Source organism: Polaribacter sp. L3A8, from assembly GCF_009796785.1.
Classification (GTDB): Bacteria; Bacteroidota; Bacteroidia; order Flavobacteriales; family Flavobacteriaceae; genus Polaribacter.
This window is the reverse complement of sequence record NZ_CP047026.1, coordinates 1848833-1868742: the sequence shown is the minus strand read 5'-3', so window position 1 is coordinate 1868742 and position 19910 is coordinate 1848833. Positions and strand designations below refer to the sequence as shown.

Below are 19910 nucleotides of genomic sequence, written 5' to 3'. Positions count from 1 at the left end.
ATGAATTATATACAACAAGCATATAAAGGAAACAATGAGTGGTTTCATTGGGTACTAACAATTATTTTAGTATTTGTAGGTTGGCAAGTTATAGGTGTATTGCCTTTAATGGCAGTGGCTGTGATGCACTCTAAAAACATGACAGAGTTTACAAATGCTGCACAAGACAATTTTATGAGTTTAGGGATTAATAACAATCTTTTTCTCTTTTTTATGATTCTAATGTTCTTCTTTGGTTTAGTTAGCCTTATTATAGGTGTAAAATATATTCATAAAAGAACTGTTACTTCTTTGGTTACAAGTAGAAAAAAAATAGACTGGAAACGTTTTTGGTTTGGTTTTATTCTTTGGGGAGTTATCTCTTCTGTTGTAATTATGTTGGGTGTATTCTTATCTCCAGAAGACTATGTGTGGAATTTTAAACCTGTTCCTTTCTTTACTTTATTAGCAGTTTCTTTTCTTTTTTTACCTTTTCAAACGTCATTTGAGGAGTTACTTTTTAGAGGCTATTTTATGCAAGGGTTGGGTATTTTGGCCAAAAATAGATGGTTTCCATTAATTTTCACCTCGGTATGCTTTGGTTTGTTACATGGTGCAAATCCGGAAGTAGAAAAACTAGGCTACATTTCTATGGTTTTTTATATAGGTACTGGTTTCTTTTATGGTATCACTACTTTAATGGATGAAGGAACCGAGTTGTCATTGGGGTTGCATGCTATTAATAATATTGTTGCTGCTTTTTTTGTAACTACAGATTGGACTGTTTTTCAAACGGATGCTTTATACGTAGATACTTCAGAACCTTCTGTAGGATGGGAAATGTTTTTTCCTGTATTGGTTTTATATCCTTTAATTCTATTTATTTTTTCTAAAAAATACGGATGGAAAAATTGGAAAGAAAAATTAACGGGAAAGATTTATAAACCTGTTAATTTGAAAGAAAATTATAGAATTTTAGAAGATTGAGACGAGATAAATTTCATAAATATTTTCAATTAAATGGTACTTCATTTTCTTCGGTAGATGAAATTCTAGGTTATACTAGTAATTTTTCTGATGAAATTCATCAATTTTTAACAATTTGGTTCTCAGATCAAGCTTGTGTTGTTGTAAAAACATCAGGCTCTACAGGTGTGCCAAAAGAGATTAAACTAGAGAAAAGACAGATGATAAATTCTGCCTTAGCTACCGGTAATTTTTTTGATATCAAAGAAAATACAACGGCATTATTATGCTTACCAACAGAATACATTGCGGGTAAAATGATGTTGATAAGGGCTTTAACTTTAGGTTGGCATCTAGATATTGTTAATGCAACTTCTTTTCCACTTCGTGGGATAAAAAAACACTACGATTTTTCTGCAATGGTTCCGTTACAGCTAGAAAATTCAATAAAGAAACTACATCAAATTAAAACTTTAATAGTAGGTGGCGGAGTTGTTTCTGTTAATTTACAAGATAAAATTAAGGATACTACTTGTGCCGTTTTTGCTACTTATGGTATGACAGAAACGATTACACATATCGCAGTTAAAGAATTGAATAACAATGCATCATTTGAAGGTGATCTGCCACTTTTTAATCAATTTTATCAAACCTTACCTGATGTAGAGATTTTTACAGACTCAAGAAGTTGTTTGGTAATTCATGCTCCCAAAGTATCTAATGAAGTTATTTTTACAAATGATATTGTTCGTTTAATTTCTGATCATCAATTTGAATGGTTAGGGCGTTTAGATAATGTAATAAATTCTGGTGGTGTAAAGTTGCATCCAGAAAAGATTGAAGAAAAATTAGCGAAAATAATCAGTAATCGTTTTTTTGTAACAGGAATTCCTGATCAGCAACTAGGAGAGAAGCTTGTTTTGCTTATAGAACAAGTTGATTCTTGTGATATAAGTAAGTCTTTAAAATTAGAAATAGCAGAATTAAAAACACTTGGTAAATTCGAAATTCCTAAAGAAATTTATTTTGTAGATAAATTTGTAGAGACTACAACAAAAAAAATCCAACGAAAAAAAACGTTGGATTTAGTTAATTATTCAACTAAGTTTAAAAGGTAATCTCTTAAATCTTCTTCTTCACTCAAATTCATTTTCTTTTTAATTCGGTACCTTGCTGTTTGTACAGATCTTGGATCAATTAATAATATTTTTGCAATTTCTTTAGTATGCAGGTGCAATTTTATAAACATACAATGTCTAAGTTCTGTTTCAGTAATTGTAGGGTGTTTTGCAATTAATGTATCGTAAAAGTTATTATAAACGGCATTAAAATGTTCTTTTAAGATTTTCCAATCTTCATCTCCTTCTAAAACATAGTCTATCTGATTAATAATTGCTCTTGTTAAAGCTCTATCTTCTGTTTTAATGCCTTTTAAATCTGCTTTTATTTCTTTAAAATATTGCTTGTGGTATAATAAGTTTGTAGATAAAGTAATCATCTCTTTATCTTTTTGGGTGTTTTTAGCTTTAATAATTGCTATTTCTTCATTTTTTTCTACATTATTTTTTTTAACGTTTTCTAAAATAAAATAATAGCCAATTAATGCCATAATAAATAAAAGGCTAATTAAAGAAACAAGTACCTTTAAATTATAGTTGGTGCTTTCTAAACTTTGCTTTTGAAGTACTATTTTTTCATATTCAAACTTGGCATTTAAATCTTTAATTTTACTTTCTAATTCTTGATTTTTTATATCTTTATTTTCTAGAACAAATGATAAAATATCAGGATTATTGTGGCCTATTAATTCTAGACTAAAAATACAATCACTAGAGGTTCTATAAGATTGATGAATAGAAACGCTAATAATATTTTTTCCTTTTTTAAATATGCTATTATCAAAAAAATGTTGTTTAAATAAATGCTCTTGTTTGCTTTTAATAGTACTTAAAGCAAAAGTAGAATTGCTAATAGTAGAGTTGGGCATATTGTCTCTAAAGACTTCTTTTCCGTTTACGTAAACAACAGCACCATCATCTCTTTGAATTTTAAATTCATAAGCTATATAGTTATTGTCAAAATTTAGTGTCTTTTTAAAGTACTTTGTAACGTGTTTCCTTTGTTTATTTCCGCCAAAATCAAGTTTTGTGATAATTTTATCATCTCCATATCCTAATGGAGATTTTCCGCTTTTCCAATTAGAAAAATCAGCAAGTTCTACCCAATCATTTTCTAAACCACCTTTGTCATAATAAGACCAATAATCATGATCTTTGATGATTAAATCTTGTGAAAATAGGAGACTGATTCGAAAAAATAATAAAAGGAATAGTATTTTCTTTAAAAGAGGTAGTTTGTTCATTTACATGTAATTATTCTTTATTGATGTGTAAATATAGTAGTTTTTGTGTTAATAATATACATGTGTAGTAGCTTAGTGTGCTTTATAATATAAATTTTATGTAAAAGTATTGTATATTTGTGCTTATTCTGATGAAAATTTGTAATAATGAAATTGGGGGATTGAATTTATTATATTCTAGGAATAAAAAAAGAAAGTCGTAATTTTATAATTACGGCTTTTTATTTTTTAACAACTTTACTAACACTTTCTTTTTATTAAAATAATAATCCCTTTTTTTAGAAAAAAGGGTAATTTTGTTTTTATTTAGTACAACATTTGTTTTGTGTTTTTTTTTTGGTATTATTTTTGATATTTTTGATGAAATTACTACTTATGAATAAAGTTATATTACTTTTTACTATTTGTTTTTTTACGATTACAAATATTGTAGCTCAAGAACAAAATGTGCAAGAGTTAGATTCTGTTACTTTAAATTGGGAATCTACTTTTAAAAGTGCTTTAAAAAAATCTAAAAAAGAAAATAAACCTGTACTTATTTATTTTACAGGATCAGATTGGTGTGGTCCTTGTAAAGTTCTAGATAAAAAGCTTTTTCATACAGAAAAATTTAAAGCGATTGCTGAAAAGGACTTAATATTATATGAGGCAGATAGTCCTAGAAATATAGATATAATTTCTCCTGAAAAATTAGAAATAAATAATGATTTAAAGAGGCAATTTAAAATAAGGTCATTTCCTACACTTGTTTTTGTAGATCATAAAGGAAAAATGATTGGTTATAAAAAAGGATTAATCTTAACGGAGTATTATTATCCGTTTATAGAATCTGTAATTGAAAATTACTAAATAATAAAGCCGAAGTTTTAGCTTCGGTTTTATTGTTTTAAAAGAAGTTGTTTTCTTTGTTATTTACTTTTGTAGGGTTCGTTTTTTGTCTCTTGTAGGTTCTTTTATATTTTTTATTTACTTTTCTACTTACATATTTGTTTAAGCTTAATTTAGCCTTATTATATACCCTTATTCTTTTAGATGCGATCTATGTCGTAACCATTGGAAAAAAATATCTAGCGTTGTTGTGTTATGCTTGTTTCTATTGTTTTCTTATTGGTGTATTTACTTGTTTTTATAATATAAATAGTTTCTATCTAAATAGAAGTCTTATAAAATTTTAATAATATATTTGATTGATAACAATATGGTTTTAGAAAACAAAAAAAAACCGAAGCAGATTGCCTCGGTTTTTATTACCTTTCTAATAAAATTAGAAGAGATTATTTTTCGTTTACTACTCTAAATGTAGTTCTTCTGTTTGCTCTGTGTTGTGCTTCTGTACAAGAAACACCATCAGCACATCTGTTTGTTAATTTAGATTCTCCGTATCCGTTACCAGTTAATTTACTTGGGTTTACACCTTTAGAAATTAAGTAGTTTGTAACTGCTTGAGCTCTTCTTTCAGATAAGTTTTGGTTATTTTCTTTAGTTCCTCTAGAGTCTGTATGAGATTCTAAAGCTACAGATACTCCTGTTTTTAATACAGGTAATAATCTAGTATCAATAATGCTTTTTGCAGCAGAAGTTAAAGTAGCACTTCCTAAATTCCAGTTAATTGGTAAGATAGTATTGTTAACTAATTCACATTCAACTTCTTTCCAAGTAGTTAAACCACCTTTGTTTACTAAAATTTCTTTAGTAACTGTTTGGTATTTAGCTGCAACAGTAACTTCTTCTTGCCATGCATCTTTAACTAAAACTGTTTTATTGATACTTCCGTAAACTGCAGGAATCTCTATAGATGTTGTAGTAGGACCTTTAACCATTACTTTTGTAGTATATGTTTTATCATATCCAGGAACTTGGTTAGATACAGTACTTGCGTCTCTGTCTAATTTAGTTAAAGGAATAGTTACATATTTTGCTGGTACTGGCTTATAACACCAATATCTACAGTCGTTAGGGTCGCTAGATTCACAATCAGGAGCTTTTTCACTCATTTCCCAATTTGCAGAAGCTGCTTTGGTTTCTATAGTTTGAGAATCTTGGTTAAATGTAGCAGCAATAACGCTTAATTTACTAGCATTTACTTTTGCAGTATAGCTTATTGTTTTATCTTCCCATACAGCAGGTACAACAACTAAACGTTGTCCAGCTTCTTTAATTAAAACTCTTTCTGTTACTGTGTTGTATTCTGCAGGATGCGTAACAATTTTTTTGTAAGCAGGAGCAACTTCTATCGTTACATCTTCGTTTTTCCAAACTTCTGGAGTTTTACAACGAACGTAACATTTTCCTGGTTCTGGGTTTGTTGGTAAGTCTTGAGCAAAAGCTGTTGCTCCAAACATTAATAGCGTAGCACTTAGTAAAATTTTTTTCATAATAAACCTGTTTTTGATTTTTTAGTTCAATTCTATGACACAACTATTTTTAAGAAGTCACACATTGAATAACAAAAATACAAAAATTGTTAAATAAATCACAAAATATTTTATAACTTATTGTAAAATAAGCTTTTAATAATTCCGTCTGAAAGACCAATTTTAGGCACATAAATTTTTCTAGCACCACTCCATTTCATTGCAGAGAGGTAAATTTTGGTTGCCGGTATTATTACATCGGCTCTATCTGGGTTTAAACTAAGCTCAGAAACGCGCTCATCAAAAGACATTTGCTTTAAAAATTGATATTGCGCATTAAGGTAAATATAAGAAATTGGTTTTCCTTCAGCTCGTCCAGACATTTTAAATAACTTGTTAATGTTACCTCCAGAACCTATTAAGGATACTTTTTTTAAATTTTTAGTATTTTTCTTAATCCACTTTTCTACATTGGCAAAAATTTCTTTGTTAACAGATTTTTTGTTGTTTAACAAACGTACTGTACCCATTTTAAAGGACTTTGAAATAAGAATTTTTCCTTCAGAAAAGATGGTGAATTCTGTACTACCACCACCAACATCAACATATAAATAAGAATTATCACCTTCTATTAATTGATTTAGATCGGTAGATGAAATGATAGCAGCTTCTTCTTTACCACCAATAATATCAATTTTTACGCCTGTTTCTTTAAGAATTTTTGCTACAATTTCTTTGCCGTTTTCTGCTTCTCTCATTGCAGAAGTTGCACAAGCTTTATACCTTTCTACGCCGTGAACATCCATTAATAATTTAAATGCTTCCATAGCATTTATCATCCTTGTTGTATTTTTTTCGCTAATCATTCCTTCACCAACAAAAGCATCTGCTCCTAAACGAATAGGAACACGTACTAAAGAAGATTTTTTAAATTGAGGCTCTTTGTCTTCAGATACAATTACATTGGCAATGAGTAATCTAATTGCATTGGAGCCAATATCTATTGCACCGTATTTTTTAATTTCTAACAAACTAGTCTATTTATGGTTTTTAGGGAAGTCTATCATAAATGTTTTCCCTTTTTTTATGTTTTTCCAATGTTTATCTTCAAATTGAATACCGATAACCCCACAAGTGGATACATGAGAAATTGGTTTGTTACCAAACTTATTTACAAATGTATTGATACCATGATCGTGGCTAAAAATAATAGCAGAATTAAAACCATCATCTAAAGCATTTACCGTTTTTACTAAATAACCATCGCTAAAACTATATAACTGTTTTTTTATTTTAAGGTTAGATAATGGGTATTCGAAATTTTCGCAAAATATAACGGCTGTATGCAATGCTCTGTTCGCACTACTTGATACAAAAACGTCTGGTCTGCCAACTTCTTTTGCTAAGAATTTAGACATTAAATGGGCGTCTTTTATTCCACGTTTTTTAAGTGGTCTGTCTATATCTTCTATTCCTGAGTACTCCCAAGAAGATTTTGCATGTCTAACAATATATAATGTTTTCATTCAATTTTAATTGTTGAGTTGTAAATATAAAAATTTATGGCGCTAATCTTTCTTTTTTCCAAGAAAAATCTTCTTCTAAGCTATATCTTATTCTATCGTGCATTCTATTGGGTCTCCCTTGCCAAAATTCTATAGAAATTGGTTTTACTAAATAGCCTCCCCAATGTTTTGGTCTCAAAATTTCTTCTCCTTCAAACTTTTGTTCAAAGGCTTTTAAATTACCATCCAATTCTTCTCTAGATGCAACTACTGTACTTTGGTTAGAAGCCCAAGCACCTAATTTACTTCCGTCTGGTCTCGATTCAAAATAACCGTCAGATAAATTTTCTGCTAATATTTCTGCGGTTCCTTTTATAATAATTTGCTGTTCTAATGCGGGCCAAAAGAAAGACAAACAGATGTTATTGTTAGCGGCAATGGCTTTTCCTTTTTCCGAATTGTAATTGGTGTAAAAAATAAAACCTTCCCAAGTATATTTTTTTAATAAAACAACTCTACTTTTAGGAAAGCCATCTAAACCCATTGAAGAAACGGTCATGGCATTACTTTCATCTACCATGTTAGAAGTATCTGCGTTTATAAACCAAGTTTGAAATAATTCTATTGGGTTTTCTGGACAAGTGCTTTCTAAAAGTTCTTGCTTTTCGTAGGATTTTCGATAATTACTTAAATCTTTAGACATTCTTTTTAATTGTATATAGTAAAAATACAGAATATTTTAAGAGTACAAACATTCTAAATCCCCCTTTTTTAGGTAATTTTATTAAAATGTTTTGCAAGGTAAACTCCAATACTGGCACAAGCCTGAATTAAATACCCGCCAGTAGGTGCGTCCCAATTTAACATTTCTCCAATACAATACTGATTCGGAATTTTATGTAACTGAAAATGAAGGTCTACAGCATTTAAGCTTATGCCTCCAACGGTTGATATTGCTTGGTCAAGACCCCCTAAACTCGTAATATATAAAGGAAATTTTTTAATATTTTCTGATAAAATTACAGCATCTAAATAGTCTTCTTTAGAAAGCGTTGTTTTTAATAATTCTATTTGAGAACTGCTAAGTTTTAATTCTTTCTTTAAAACTTGTGTGGTGTTTTTAAAGGTTGAATTTATCACCTTAGAGATGATATTCTCTAAGCTTAACATCGGTTTAAAGTCGATATAAATACGTGCTTTTTCTGTTGATTTTAGCTGTTCTCTAATTTGTGGACTCAACCCATAAATGGCATTTCCTTCCAATCCAAATTTTGTAATGACGGCTTCTCCTTTTTGTGTTCTATCAGCACAAGAAATAGCAATGTTTTTTAAAGGATTTCCTTCATTTTGGTTGATGAATTTTGAATTCCAATCAACTTTAAAGGCACAGTTAGAAGCTTCAAAGGGCATGGTTTTAATTCCTTTTTCTTCAAATGTATCTAGCCAACTTCCGTCAGAACCCGTTATTTTCCAACTTCCTCCACCTAAAGAGAATACTGTGTAATTCGAAGAAATGGTTTTGTTGTTGAAAATTAAATTATTCTCAGAATCCCAATTAGAAAAAGTATGTTCATATTTAAAGATGATTCCTTTTTCTTTTAAATGATTTAAAATAGTATTTAAAACTGTAATTGGTTTTATGCCTTCTTTGGGATACACTCTTTTGCTACTTCCTATATAGGTAGGGATTTCAATATCTTTTAACCAATCTCTAAAATCATCATTGGTAAAACCAAGTAAAGCATTCTTTAAAAAATTAGTAGGCGTGTAACGTTCTATAAAATTAGCAATAGGTTCTGAATGTGTTAAATTAAAACCACCTTTTCCGGCAACCAATAGTTTTCTACCAGCAGCTTTGTTTTTTTCATAAATTGTAACGTCAAATTTATTTGTATCTAAAAAAGCTGCTAAGAGTAGAGAAGAAGGTCCGCTTCCAATAATGGAAATTGTTTTTTTTAAAGTATTCATTTATACAATTAAAAGTATTTATTTTTTTTATTTCTTCTCTAATACTTGTTCTGTATTTATTTACTAGAAGTAGTAATTAACCTTGCAAATAGATGCTGAGGTGAAAATTATTAGAGAAAAAGTAATTACTGAAAGGTAATGTTACCTACTTGTTGTTATTCAATTTTTCTATTTCCACTTAAAACTTTAGAAAATTTCTCCTTAAACTGAAGAAAGAATGATTCAAAATATTTATAGGATAAGCCCGCCATTATTATTGTTAAAATGAAACAAAGTGGGTATAAAACCCAGTTTGTCTTTAAATTAAAATATGATATTATTGATAAAGCTAATATAATTCCTATCGGATGAAACATATACAAGCCATAAGAGATATTACCTAAATAATTGAAAACTTTGTTTTCTAAGGAGATTTTTATTTTATCGTTAACAGCAAAATTAAGAATTATTAGACCAAAAAATACTGAATAAAACTCGTAATGTATGTAAGGAATGTACACGCCATTTAGCATCAAAAGAGTAATAATACCAATAGAAAAATAAAAGAGGTCGGTTCGTATTAGATATTTTAAGAACTTGTTTTTTTGAAAAAGAAGAATAGCATACAAAGCTCCTATTGCCATACAATCTATAGGGAATGAATTCCAAAATGCCGTTAATACATTGTTGTAAGGGATGTTATGAGCAAATGAAGTTCTTAAAAAGAATTTAAAACTTAGATAAAAAAGAATAATGGCAAACATTAATAAAATTCGGTATTTTTTGATGTGTTTTAGAATTACTGGCCACACTAAATAATATTGTTCTTCAGTACCTATAGACCAAGTGTGTGAAGCATACGGAACAACCCCTAGTAGAGAAAGTACCAAATTTGGAAAAAATATGGCATATAAAAGTAATTTCCAAAACAAGTTGGTGTAAATAACATCTTTACCATAGCCGGGTAAAATGAAAATGTCAATATTTGGAAGTACAAAAAAAGCTAAAATGATAATTAAGAAATATAATGGCCAAATGCGTAATATTCTTCGCATATAAAACTTAGCGATACTTATTTTTTTAAATGCTTTTTCTTCTGCTAATAATAAATATGTTATTAAAAAACCGCTAAGAACAAAGAATAAAATAACCCCAAGTTTTCCTATAATATTTATAAAAGGAATTTTACCCCAGTAGTTTTCAACTTTAGCTATAGATTTAAATTGTTCTATGTGATGAATTATCACTAAAAAAGCTGCCATAAACCTTAATCCATTTAAATTTGGGAAATAAATTTTCTTTTTTTTCATTTTCTACGTTACTCAGAAAAGTATTATGTTTTTACAGCGTTTTATATATAAAGTTAGCTAAGCTTAAATTATTTTTTAATTAAATACAATCCTAGAAAAGTTAATGCTCCATTTAAGACCAATACAAAGAAGCCAAAATCGAACCCTAATTTTTCTTTAGAGTAATAGCTAATTATAAAGGTAAGAATTGGTGCAATTAAACAAATTGCAGGTACTATTTTATCTTTTACATTCATTTTGGTAAACATTCCAAAAGCATACAAACCTAATAAAGGACCGTATGTATAACCAGCGAACGTAAATATTTTTGCAATAACACTTGCATCCGTAATAAAATATTTGAAGATTAGAATGGTTGCAATTAGTACAAAAGAGAAAATAATATGAATTTTCTTTCTAATTTTTTCTTGTTCATTTTTGTCTTTCTTTTTATCAATTTCTAATATATCGATACTAAAAGAAGTGGTTAAAGAAGTTAAAGCAGAATCTGCACTAGAATAGGCTGCGGCAATTAAACCTAATAAGAAAAATAGGGCAGTGGCTAAACCTAAAGTTCCTTTGGTTGCTATTATTGGAAATAATTGATCTTTATGTGCGTCAATTCCGTTTTGTTGTGCATAATCTGTTAGTAAAACACCTAAAGCTAAAAAGAAAAAGTTTACAATTACTAACACAATTGTAAACCAAAACATGTTTTTTTGCGCGTCTTTTAAGTTTCTACACGTTAAGTTTTTTTGCATCATATCTTGGTCTAAACCTGTCATAACAACCGCAATAAAAGCGCCCGCTAAAAACTGTTTCCAAAAATAATTTCCTGCATTTACATCTTCAAAAAAGAAGGTTTTAGATAATTTACTATCTGCAACGTAGGTAAATATATTGTCTATTTCCATTTCACCAGAAATAGTGTAAATACAAACTCCAACTGCTACTAACATAAATAAGGTTTGCAAAGTATCGGTCCAAACAATAGTTTTCATTCCACCTTTAAAGGTGTACAACCAGATTAATAAAATAGTGATAGAAACGGTTACCCAAAACGGAATTCCGTAAGCATCAAACAAAATTATTTGCAATACGTTTGCGACTAAAAATAAACGGAAAGCAGCACCAATTACTCTAGAAAGTAAAAAGAAACTCGCACCTGTTTTGTAAGAATAGTTTCCGAAACGATCTTGTAAATACGTATAAATTGAGGTTAAATTCAGTTTGTAATAAAGAGGAAGTAAAACCAAACCAATAATAGCGTACCCAACTACATAGCCTAAAACCATCTGAAAATAACTCATGCTTTGGGCTTCTATCCAACCAGGGACAGAGATAAAAGTAACCCCAGAAAGAGAAGCGCCAATCATACCAAAGGCAACTAAATACCAAGGTGAAGAATTGTTTGCTTTAAAAAAAGTTTTGTTGTCTGCAGATTTTCCGGTGATGTAAGAAATTAAGATTAATACAGAAAAATAAGCGACTATTAATAATAAGATATAAAGTGGTTGCATTTGATAAATTACGAATGTTCTATTATAATGTACGAATATAGGATTTTTAGAGAATAGAATATAGAAAAGGGCGTAAAGAAAGTAATGTGTCTAAAATTGATGCTTTTATTTATAAAATGAATGCCTTTTATATAAGTTGTTTCGTCTTTTTTTCTCTTTAAAATTGTAATTTTGCGTGCTATGGATTTTTCATCAAAACTTTTAGAAAATGCAGTGAACGAAGTATCTCGTTTACCAGGAATTGGAAAACGAACTGCGTTGCGTTTGGTTTTACATTTGTTAAAGCAACCTTCGGATAATACGAAGTTCTTAACAGAGGCTTTATTGCATTTAAGAAATGATGTAAAGAATTGTGAAAAGTGTCATAATATTTCTGATACAGAACTATGTGATATTTGCAATAATGTAAAAAGAAATCCTGAGATTGTTTGTGTAGTAGAAGATATTAGAGATGTTATGGCAATAGAAAGTACATCTCAATTTAATGGGTTGTACCATGTTTTAGGTGGAAAAATTTCTCCGATTGAGGGTATTGGTCCTCAAAATTTAAAAATAGAGAGTTTAGTTAAGAAAGTGGAAAGCGGAGAAGTAAAAGAGTTGATTTTTGCCTTAAGTTCTACCATGGAAGGGGATACTACAAACTTCTATATTTTTAAGCAAATAGAGAAATTTGAGATTACAACGTCTACAATTGCACGAGGAATATCGGTTGGAGATGAATTAGAATACGCAGATGAAGTTACTTTGGGGAGATCTATTGTTAATAGAATTCCGTTTGAACAGAGTATAAGAGGGTAGTTTAATTGCAGTTTTCAGTAGCAGTTTACAGACAATCACTGAGGCTGAAAACTGTGACTGTTTACTGAATACTATCTTCTTTACTGTCTTCTAAAACCTCTCTTTCTGTTTTTTCCCAAGATCTTTTTTCTCTTATTTTTTTGTAAAGTCTAATGCCTAACATCAATAGTACTCCAAAAAGGATAATACCTACAACTCCCCAAATCCAATTTATTGCAGATTGCAGTGTTACTAAAAAGACTACTGCAAATAAAATAATTGTAGGTGCTTCGTTTATAATTCTTAGTTTGAATGCAGTGTACTTTATAACATCATTCTGTAATTGTTTGTATATTTTATGGCAAAATCCATGATAAACATACAAAGCTAAAACAAAAGAAAGTTTTATGTGCATCCAAGGCATTTCTAGATAATATGGGTTTTTATACAACATCCAAAAACCAAATATACTTGCTAAAATTGCAGAAGGCCATGTAATAATATACCACAACCTTTTGCTCATTAATTTGTATTGAGTTTGTAAAATTTCTTTTGCAGGTTCGTCTTTTTTTTCTGCTTCTACATGATACATAAATATACGAACAATGTAAAATAAACCTGCAAACCAAGTAACAATAAAAATAATATGTAATGCTTTTACGTATAAAAAATCCATAATTTTTTAATTTTTATTTCTTCTAGTTGATGTCATTACGAACGAAGATTGATTTACGTTTTATTTATAATAAGATTTCTCAATCGCTTAAAAAAAGCTCATTTCGAAATGACATATTGAATATGTTATAAGTTTTGCTATTTGTTTGCAAACAAGTTTAGCCCTGATTAACTCCGCTTTAAAATTTTTATTGAGTCGTTGAATGCTCTGCATTTGAAGCGGCATCCTTTTTTCTGTCAGTTCGAGTGAATTTGCTTTTTTGCAAATTTGTATCGAGAACAGAAGAAAAAAGATATAGCGGAAAGCAGGAAATAGCTTCTTATAATTTTATTTATTTTTCCAATTGTTAATCCATTTTACCATAACATCTACCCACTCATCATTGTCGTTAAGACAAGGAATGTGTTTGTAATCTGTACCTCCAAACTTTAAGAATTCGTCTTTTCCTTCCATGGCAATTTCTTCTAAAGTTTCTAGACAATCGGCAACAAAAGCGGGGGTAATTACTGCTAATTTCTTTTTCCCTTCTGATGGGAATTTCTCTATTTCGAAATCTGTATATGGTTTTAACCAAGGATCTTTTAATAAACGAGATTGAAAAGAGTTGCTGTACGTGCCTTCTTTTAAATTTAATGTCTTTGCTATTTCTTTAGTAGTCTCAAAACATTGATGTCTGTAGCAGGTGTGGTGTGCAACAGAATTACGCTCGCAACAAGAACCGTCTATTTTACAATGATTTTTAGTTACATCAGATTTCATAATATGACGTTCTGGAATTCCGTGGTAAGAAAACAAAATATGATCATAATCGAAACCTTCTAAATGATTAGCAAGGTTGTTACTCATTGCCTTTATATAATCTGGTTCGTTATAAAAAGCGGGTAAAACATCTAGCTTTACATTAGGATATTTTTCTGCTAAAATTTCTTCTGCTTTTACAACAACAGTTTCATAAGAAGACATTGCGTAATGTGGGTATAAGGGCGCTAAAAAGATTTCTGTTACACCTTTGTCTACCAATTCTTTAATTCCTTTTTCCATCGACATAGAACCGTAACGCATTGCCAAAGCAACAGGAAGGTCTACTTTTTTGATCACTTTTTTGGTGAACATTTCAGAAATAACAACTAACGGAGAACCTTGTTTCCACCAGATTTTCTTGTAAGCTGCTCCTGCTTTTTTAGGGCGCGTTTGTAAAATAATTCCGTTAATAAGTAACCAACGTTTCCAATACGGAATGTCTATTACGCGTTCGTCCATTAAAAATTCTCCTAGATATTTTTTAACGTCCGCTGTTTCTGTTGAGTCTGGTGATCCTAAATTGTTAAGTAATATTCCTTTCATTTAAAAAAGTTTCAAAGTTTCAAAGTTTCAAAGTTTTAATGTTGAAAAAATGTACTTTTGTTGTTTTAATTAGTTTTTGTTAATCTATAATTTTTAATCTGTTCTTCGAATTTTTCGCTGTCCTTAAAAGCACACAAATTGCCATCAGGGTCTTTAAATTTAGCGATTGTTCCCCAAGAATGTTCTTGATATTCTACTTTTATTTTTTTTAAAATTAATTTTTCTGTAATTTCTTTTACATTTGGAACATTCATTCTTAAACAGGTTTTAAATCTTTCTGATTTGTTTTCAGTTTCTTTATAACTATCGTCTAATTCTACCATTAAATAAGCGTCCCCAAATTCAAAACAAGTTAAATTTTCTGCTTCAAACATTTTATTCAAGTCTAGCGTGTTCTCGTAAAAATCTACACATGATTTGTAATTAATTGTATATAAAATGATTCCTGTTCTGTTAAATTTCATTATTCTTCAACGCTTAAAGATCTTTAGTTTAATAAAAGTTAGGATCTGTTTTTTAACTGATTAGTAACTTCATACAGCGTTATTGCTAAACTATGTATAACATTCATACTAGAGTTTCTACCAAACATTGGTATTGCAATTGTGTGATCTAATAAATCTACATTTTCAATTCCGTTTCTTTCACTGCCCAAAAGTAAAACGATTTTTTCATGATTTTTAAAATTAAAATCTTGAATATCGATACTTTTATCAGTAATTTCTATTCCAACAATTGTGTTGCCTTCTGCTTTTAATTGATGAATAGTCTCGTTAAAATCGGTGTAAATCTCATGTTGAATTTGATTTACCGTATTTCTTGCCGTCTTTTTAACAATTCTATTTTCTGTGGTAGGTGAATTCTCGTGAAAATAGATTTTTTGCACCCCAAAACTTTCAGAAATTCTAAAACACATTCCTATATTTTCTGGTGTTCTAATAGCATCGCAAACAATTGTTATTGGAAACTGTTTTTGATCGTTCTCTATGTCGTAATGTGTTAATTGTTCCAAATTTTTTATTTCAAAAGGTTTAAAGGTTCAGCGTTTTAAAGTAACAAAGTTTCATTTTTTTTAGTTGCAGAGTTTCAAATTTTTATTTTTGCTTACTGCTTACTGCTTACTGCTTACTGCTTACTGCTTACTGCTTACTGCTTACTGCTTACTGCTTACTGCTTACTACTTACTGGTTTGTGCTTAATACATGTTTTTTTGGTGTAGTACCAAATTTCTTTTTAAAGGCTGCAATAAAATGACTTGCTGTACTGTAACCAATTTTTACACCAACTTCATTTACATTAAATTGATTGCTTTCTAGTAATTTTCTTGCATACTCCATTTTATAGTCAAGTAAAAAACTGTAAACGGTATCGCCGTAAATTTGTTTAAAACCTTCTTTTAATTTTTTAATATTTAGACCGATTTCATTTGCTAGTTCTTGTAAACTAGGTGGTTCTGCCATTCTAGAAATAATAATTTCTTTTGCTTTTCTTATTTTGATTACATTCTGTTCATCAACTAAAAAAGGACAAAATTCACCTTCCAAATTTTCTTCCTTCTGAAAATGAAGACTTAATAATTCGTATACTTTCCCTCTAACATATAGGTCTCTAATAGAATTATTTGTTTTAGAGTTGATGATTTCTTGTAAAACCATGGCAACACCATGTTTAATTTCAGAATCGTCATAATATTTCTTGTTACTATTCTCATCACTTAAAAAAGGGATATAACTAGATTCTTTAGAGAATAATGAATGAAATTTTTCAATAGAAATTAAAAGGGAAACCAATGTTGTTTTAGGTTGAATTTCTAAATTGATGGGTAAAATTCTTTGTGGATTGTATAATAAAATAGCTCTGTTGTCTAAAACATCAAAAGAATAAGTACCATTATTAAATAGAAATTTAGCTTTTCCTCGTAAACAAAAATGAATTTGAATAAAAGCATTGTTAATTTTTCTATCAAAATTATCTATTTCTTTACTTTCGTTCTGAAAATGAAGCAGATAAAAACCTTTTTCTAAAGTAATTTCTTCAAATGTACTTTCTCCGACATTTTTGAACATAAATAATCTTTTTGCTGTGATTTTTTTTATTTAGAATGGTTCTATATAAAAACAAGTAAAAACTTAATTCTATAGCAAAAGTAATGCTTTTCGGTTATTTTCTAAATAAAAATTAATGAAAAAACATATAACGTTATAAAAAGTCCCTTAAGCGACATTTTTTTCTAATTGAAGTTTATACTTTTGTCCCACTTTTAAATTTATATGCAAGAGCACAGGCAAGAGCACTTTTATAATATTGGCGTTAGTTACAAAAAAGCGGATGCTAACACACGTGGAAAATTTTCTTTATCAAAAGAAAACCAATCCTTGTTGTTAAAACTATCTAAAGAAAGAGGCTATAAAGGTGTCTTTATCATTTCTACTTGTAACAGAACAGAAATTAGCGGCTTTGCAGAACGTCCTTGTCAATTAATAGAATTGTTATGTGAGTTTTCTGAAGGAACAATTCAGGAGTTTTCTAAAGTTTCTAATGTGTATAAAAACCAAGAAGCTATTCAGCAATTGTTTAGAATTGGAACAGGATTAGAAAGTCAGATTTTAGGAGATTACGAGATTGTAGGTCAATTAAGACAGTCTTTTAAAATGGCAAAATCTTTAAAAACTACAAATGCGTATTCAGAAAGGTTGATAAACTGTGTGCTTCAGGCAAGTAAAAGAGTTAAGAATGAAACGAGATTAAGTTCGGGTACAACTTCTGTTTCTTATGCAGCTATTCAGTATCTTATTAAAAATTTACCTGGGTACAATACTAAAAATATTTTAGTATTTGGTTTAGGTAAAATGGGAAAACATACCTGTAAAAATTTAGCAGAATACACTCAAAATAAGTCGGTGTGTTTAATTAACAGAACTGAAGAAAAAACATCAGAATTTGTTAAGGAGCATAGAACTATTAGAAAAGCTGTAATAGAAAACTTATCTAAAGAAATTGAAAAAGCAGATGTTTTAATTGTTTCTACAGGTGCAGATAAACCTACCATTACAAAAGAACATATTACTAAAAATAGAGATTTATTAATTTTAGATTTATCTATGCCAGAAAATGTGGCAAAGGATGTAACTGATTTTAAAGGTGTTTCTATTGTAAATATTGATGAACTTTCTAAAATTACGGATGAAACTTTAACGATGCGTCAACAAGAAGTGCCGTTTGCAGAAGCAATTATAGAAACTCATAAAGCAGAGTTTAATGAATGGTTAAATCATAGAAGATTTACACCTGCAATTGCTGCTTTAAAGAAATCATTAGAAAATATTACAAACGACGAAATTAATTTTCAAAAGAAAAAGATTGCTGGTTTTGATGAAAGTCAAGCAGAAATCTTAACTTCACGTTTTATACAGAAAATAACCACACAATTTGTGAAACATTTAAAAGATGAAGAAACATCTGTTTCACAAAGCCTACAAGTAATTAATAAGGTTTTTAAATCTTAATCAACAACTCCATGCAGAAAATAATAAGAATAGGAACTCGTGATAGCGAATTAGCGCTTTGGCAAGCTAATAAAGTGCGCAAAGAATTAAAGGAATTAGGCTATGAGTCTGTAATTGTCCCTATAAAATCTTTGGGAGATATTGTTTTAGATAAACCCTTATATGAATTAGGTGTTACAGGTGTCTTTACTAAAAATTTAGATATTGCTATGTTAAATGGCGATATTGATATTGCTGTACATTCTCTTAAAGATGTACCTACAGTTTTACCAGAAGGAATTATACAAGCGGCTGTTTTAAGACGTGATGATTATTCTGATGTTTTAATACTAAAAGGAAACGAAGAGTTTTTTGGACAACCAGGTGGGGTAATTGCTACCGGAAGTTTGCGTAGAAAAGCAATGTGGTTAGATAGATATCCAACACATAAAGTAGAAGGTTTAAGAGGTAATGTAAATACTCGTTTAGAGAAGTTAGAAGAAAGTGAAACTTGGGATGGCGCTATTTTTGCTGCTGCAGGTTTATATCGTATTGGAAAAAAACCAGACGATGCTATTAGTCTTTCTTGGATGACTCCTGCACCAGGACAAGGTACAATGATGGTTACTTGTTTACAAAAAGATGATTATTCTTTAGATGCATGTGAACAATTAAATCACAAAGAAACAGAGATTTGTACAACAATAGAACGTGAGTTTTTACATCTTTTAGAAGGTGGTTGTACTGCACCAATTGGGGCAGTAGCTTATATTGATGGAAAAACAGAAGAAATAAACTTTAGAGGTGTTTTATTAAAAAAAGATGGTTCTAAAAAGATTTCTGTTGCTAAAACGGCAAAAGTTGGTAGCCATCGTTATTTGGCTAAAGATTGTGCAGACTATATTATTAATAAAGGTGGTAAAGAGTTAATTGCAGAAGATGCGGCAGAAACTGTTGCTCCTTTGCAAAGTATCTTTTCTACTAAAAAACTTTCAGAGCTTCAGAAGGAATCTTTATCAGAAACTATCGGAATTAAAGATAGCGATTTTATTAAAATCCGTTTTAATAGAATTCCTGCTAAAGTGATGAAAAACGAAATAGAAAACGTTGTTATCACTAGTCAGAATGGAGTAGAAGCACTTTTAAATTCTTTCACAAGAGATGAAATGAATTTTAAGAACATTTACTGTGTTGGTAGAAGAACAAAAAAACTGATTGAAAATAGAATTGGTAAAGTTGCACATGTATCTAAAAATGCAAAGAAATTAGCAGAATACCTAGCAACTGAATTAGAGAATAAAAAGGTAACTTATTTTTGTAGTAACTTAAGATTAGATGTTTTACCTGCTTTCTTAAAGGCACGTGATATTTCTGTAAATGAAGTAGAGGCTTATAAAACAATGTTAAGTCCAGAGAAAATTGAAGATGAAGTTTCTGGTGTCTTATTTTATAGTCCGTCTGGTATAGAAAGTTATTTAGAAGTAAACAATCCAGATAGAATTGCTTTTTGTATTGGAGAAACTACGGCCGTAGAAGCAAGAAAGTACTTTGAAAAAGTAGAAGTTGCCAATATGCCTAGTGTAGATAGTGTATTAGAATTGGTAAATACTTATTTCTCTAAAGAATAAAGAATGTTTCCTCGAGCGCAGTCGAGAGGTTTTATAAATTAGGTCTCGACTGCGCTCGACCTGACATAAGCTAAAATT

At 29.7% G+C, this 19910-nt stretch carries 19 protein-coding genes; 6 read left to right on the top strand and 13 right to left on the bottom strand.

The genetic code is table 11. The features are described from left to right. Together GQR92_RS07625 and GQR92_RS07620 are read left to right on the top strand one after the other, a co-directional pair. Positions 1-966, top strand: coding sequence for a CPBP family intramembrane glutamic endopeptidase (locus GQR92_RS07625; protein ID WP_158838540.1), 966 nt, complete (start codon positions 1-3; stop codon positions 964-966). After that, positions 963-2063, top strand: coding sequence for an AMP-binding protein (locus GQR92_RS07620; RefSeq protein ID WP_158838539.1), 1101 nt, complete (start codon positions 963-965; stop codon positions 2061-2063). Before GQR92_RS07625 ends, GQR92_RS07620 begins: the two co-directional genes overlap by 4 nt. On the opposite strand, the gene GQR92_RS07615 is transcribed toward GQR92_RS07620, so the two are convergent. Then, entirely contained in the window at positions 2039-3307 is a 1269-nt protein-coding gene (locus tag GQR92_RS07615; RefSeq protein WP_158838538.1) for a helix-turn-helix transcriptional regulator, read from the bottom strand. The genes GQR92_RS07620 and GQR92_RS07615 overlap by 25 nt on opposite strands. Before the next feature lie 375 nt (positions 3308-3682). Between GQR92_RS07615 and GQR92_RS07610 the strand changes: the two genes are divergently transcribed. Beyond that, the gene (locus GQR92_RS07610; RefSeq protein WP_158838537.1) at positions 3683-4156 is read left to right on the top strand and encodes a thioredoxin family protein; all 474 of its coding nucleotides are present in this window, start codon (positions 3683-3685) and stop codon (positions 4154-4156) included. 425 nt (positions 4157-4581) lie between these two features. On the opposite strand, the gene GQR92_RS07605 is transcribed toward GQR92_RS07610, so the two are convergent. The 7 genes from GQR92_RS07605 to GQR92_RS07575 all read right to left on the bottom strand — a co-directional run bounded on the left by GQR92_RS07605 (position 4582) and on the right by GQR92_RS07575 (position 11922). Continuing rightward, complete coding sequence (locus GQR92_RS07605) at positions 4582-5682, bottom strand: OmpA family protein (protein WP_158838536.1); 1101 nt, start codon at positions 5680-5682, stop codon at positions 4582-4584. A gap of 110 nt (positions 5683-5792) precedes the next feature. After that, positions 5793-6692 carry a Ppx/GppA phosphatase family protein gene (locus GQR92_RS07600; protein WP_158838535.1) on the bottom strand — a complete coding sequence of 300 codons (900 nt, stop codon included), beginning with the start codon at positions 6690-6692 and terminating at the stop codon, positions 5793-5795. Between the two features lie 6 nt (positions 6693-6698). Beyond that, positions 6699-7187: a SixA phosphatase family protein gene (locus GQR92_RS07595; protein WP_158838534.1), complete on the bottom strand. Its 489-nt coding sequence runs from the start codon at positions 7185-7187 to the stop codon at positions 6699-6701. Positions 7188-7221: 34 nt separating this feature from the next. Beyond that, on the bottom strand, positions 7222-7869 hold the full coding sequence (gene pdxH, locus GQR92_RS07590; RefSeq protein ID WP_158838533.1) for a pyridoxamine 5'-phosphate oxidase: 648 nt from the start codon (positions 7867-7869) through the stop codon (positions 7222-7224). A 68-nt stretch (positions 7870-7937) separates the two neighbouring features. Next, positions 7938-9134: an NAD(P)/FAD-dependent oxidoreductase gene (locus GQR92_RS07585; RefSeq protein ID WP_158838532.1), complete on the bottom strand. Its 1197-nt coding sequence runs from the start codon at positions 9132-9134 to the stop codon at positions 7938-7940. A 155-nt stretch (positions 9135-9289) separates the two neighbouring features. Continuing rightward, positions 9290-10423, bottom strand: a complete 1134-nt coding sequence (locus GQR92_RS07580) for an acyltransferase family protein (RefSeq protein WP_158838531.1) — start codon at positions 10421-10423, stop codon at positions 9290-9292. A 68-nt stretch (positions 10424-10491) separates the two neighbouring features. Further along, positions 10492-11922: a sodium:solute symporter gene (locus GQR92_RS07575; protein WP_158838530.1), complete on the bottom strand. Its 1431-nt coding sequence runs from the start codon at positions 11920-11922 to the stop codon at positions 10492-10494. A gap of 180 nt (positions 11923-12102) precedes the next feature. Between GQR92_RS07575 and recR the strand changes: the two genes are divergently transcribed. Then, complete coding sequence (gene recR, locus GQR92_RS07570; RefSeq protein WP_158838529.1) at positions 12103-12720, top strand: recombination mediator RecR; 618 nt, start codon at positions 12103-12105, stop codon at positions 12718-12720. Positions 12721-12781: 61 nt separating this feature from the next. Here the strand turns inward: recR and GQR92_RS07565 are convergent, their stop codons facing one another. The 5 genes from GQR92_RS07565 to GQR92_RS07545 all read right to left on the bottom strand — a co-directional run bounded on the left by GQR92_RS07565 (position 12782) and on the right by GQR92_RS07545 (position 16785). Next, positions 12782-13375 carry a CopD family protein gene (locus tag GQR92_RS07565; RefSeq protein WP_158838528.1) on the bottom strand — a complete coding sequence of 198 codons (594 nt, stop codon included), beginning with the start codon at positions 13373-13375 and terminating at the stop codon, positions 12782-12784. A gap of 327 nt (positions 13376-13702) precedes the next feature. Next, positions 13703-14719 (bottom strand): ferrochelatase, encoded by a 1017-nt coding sequence (gene hemH, locus GQR92_RS07560; protein WP_158838527.1) that lies wholly within the window; start codon positions 14717-14719, stop codon positions 13703-13705. A 65-nt stretch (positions 14720-14784) separates the two neighbouring features. Then, complete coding sequence (locus tag GQR92_RS07555; RefSeq protein WP_158838526.1) at positions 14785-15183, bottom strand: glyoxalase/bleomycin resistance/dioxygenase family protein; 399 nt, start codon at positions 15181-15183, stop codon at positions 14785-14787. Between the two features lie 38 nt (positions 15184-15221). After that, entirely contained in the window at positions 15222-15731 is a 510-nt protein-coding gene (locus GQR92_RS07550) for a TrmH family RNA methyltransferase (protein WP_158838525.1), read from the bottom strand. 169 nt (positions 15732-15900) lie between these two features. Continuing rightward, positions 15901-16785, bottom strand: coding sequence for an AraC family transcriptional regulator (locus GQR92_RS07545; protein WP_158838524.1), 885 nt, complete (start codon positions 16783-16785; stop codon positions 15901-15903). 204 nt (positions 16786-16989) lie between these two features. Here GQR92_RS07545 and hemA point away from each other — a divergent pair, with 204 nt between their 5' ends. Continuing rightward, entirely contained in the window at positions 16990-18225 is a 1236-nt protein-coding gene (gene hemA, locus GQR92_RS07540; RefSeq protein WP_158838523.1) for a glutamyl-tRNA reductase, read from the top strand. Between the two features lie 11 nt (positions 18226-18236). Continuing rightward, the gene (gene hemC, locus GQR92_RS07535) at positions 18237-19832 is read left to right on the top strand and encodes a hydroxymethylbilane synthase (RefSeq protein ID WP_158838522.1); all 1596 of its coding nucleotides are present in this window, start codon (positions 18237-18239) and stop codon (positions 19830-19832) included. Positions 19833-19910 lie beyond the last annotated feature (78 nt).

What these genes read in the sequence shown, in the direction of transcription:
- GQR92_RS07625 (WP_158838540.1), top strand. Translation starts at nt 1, where the DNA reads ATGAATTATATACAACAAGCATATAAAGGAAACAATGAGTGGTTTCAT.
- GQR92_RS07615 (WP_158838538.1), bottom strand. Translation starts at nt 3,307, where the DNA reads ATGAACAAACTACCTCTTTTAAAGAAAATACTATTCCTTTTATTATTT.
- GQR92_RS07610 (WP_158838537.1), top strand. Translation starts at nt 3,683, where the DNA reads ATGAATAAAGTTATATTACTTTTTACTATTTGTTTTTTTACGATTACA.
- GQR92_RS07605 (WP_158838536.1), bottom strand. Translation starts at nt 5,682, where the DNA reads ATGAAAAAAATTTTACTAAGTGCTACGCTATTAATGTTTGGAGCAACA.
- GQR92_RS07595 (WP_158838534.1), bottom strand. Translation starts at nt 7,187, where the DNA reads ATGAAAACATTATATATTGTTAGACATGCAAAATCTTCTTGGGAGTAC.
- pdxH (WP_158838533.1), bottom strand. Translation starts at nt 7,869, where the DNA reads ATGTCTAAAGATTTAAGTAATTATCGAAAATCCTACGAAAAGCAAGAA.
- GQR92_RS07585 (WP_158838532.1), bottom strand. Translation starts at nt 9,134, where the DNA reads ATGAATACTTTAAAAAAAACAATTTCCATTATTGGAAGCGGACCTTCT.
- GQR92_RS07580 (WP_158838531.1), bottom strand. Translation starts at nt 10,423, where the DNA reads ATGAAAAAAAAGAAAATTTATTTCCCAAATTTAAATGGATTAAGGTTT.
- GQR92_RS07575 (WP_158838530.1), bottom strand. Translation starts at nt 11,922, where the DNA reads ATGCAACCACTTTATATCTTATTATTAATAGTCGCTTATTTTTCTGTA.
- recR (WP_158838529.1), top strand. Translation starts at nt 12,103, where the DNA reads ATGGATTTTTCATCAAAACTTTTAGAAAATGCAGTGAACGAAGTATCT.
- GQR92_RS07565 (WP_158838528.1), bottom strand. Translation starts at nt 13,375, where the DNA reads ATGGATTTTTTATACGTAAAAGCATTACATATTATTTTTATTGTTACT.
- hemH (WP_158838527.1), bottom strand. Translation starts at nt 14,719, where the DNA reads ATGAAAGGAATATTACTTAACAATTTAGGATCACCAGACTCAACAGAA.
- GQR92_RS07555 (WP_158838526.1), bottom strand. Translation starts at nt 15,183, where the DNA reads ATGAAATTTAACAGAACAGGAATCATTTTATATACAATTAATTACAAA.
- GQR92_RS07545 (WP_158838524.1), bottom strand. Translation starts at nt 16,785, where the DNA reads ATGTTCAAAAATGTCGGAGAAAGTACATTTGAAGAAATTACTTTAGAA.
- hemA (WP_158838523.1), top strand. Translation starts at nt 16,990, where the DNA reads ATGCAAGAGCACAGGCAAGAGCACTTTTATAATATTGGCGTTAGTTAC.
- hemC (WP_158838522.1), top strand. Translation starts at nt 18,237, where the DNA reads ATGCAGAAAATAATAAGAATAGGAACTCGTGATAGCGAATTAGCGCTT.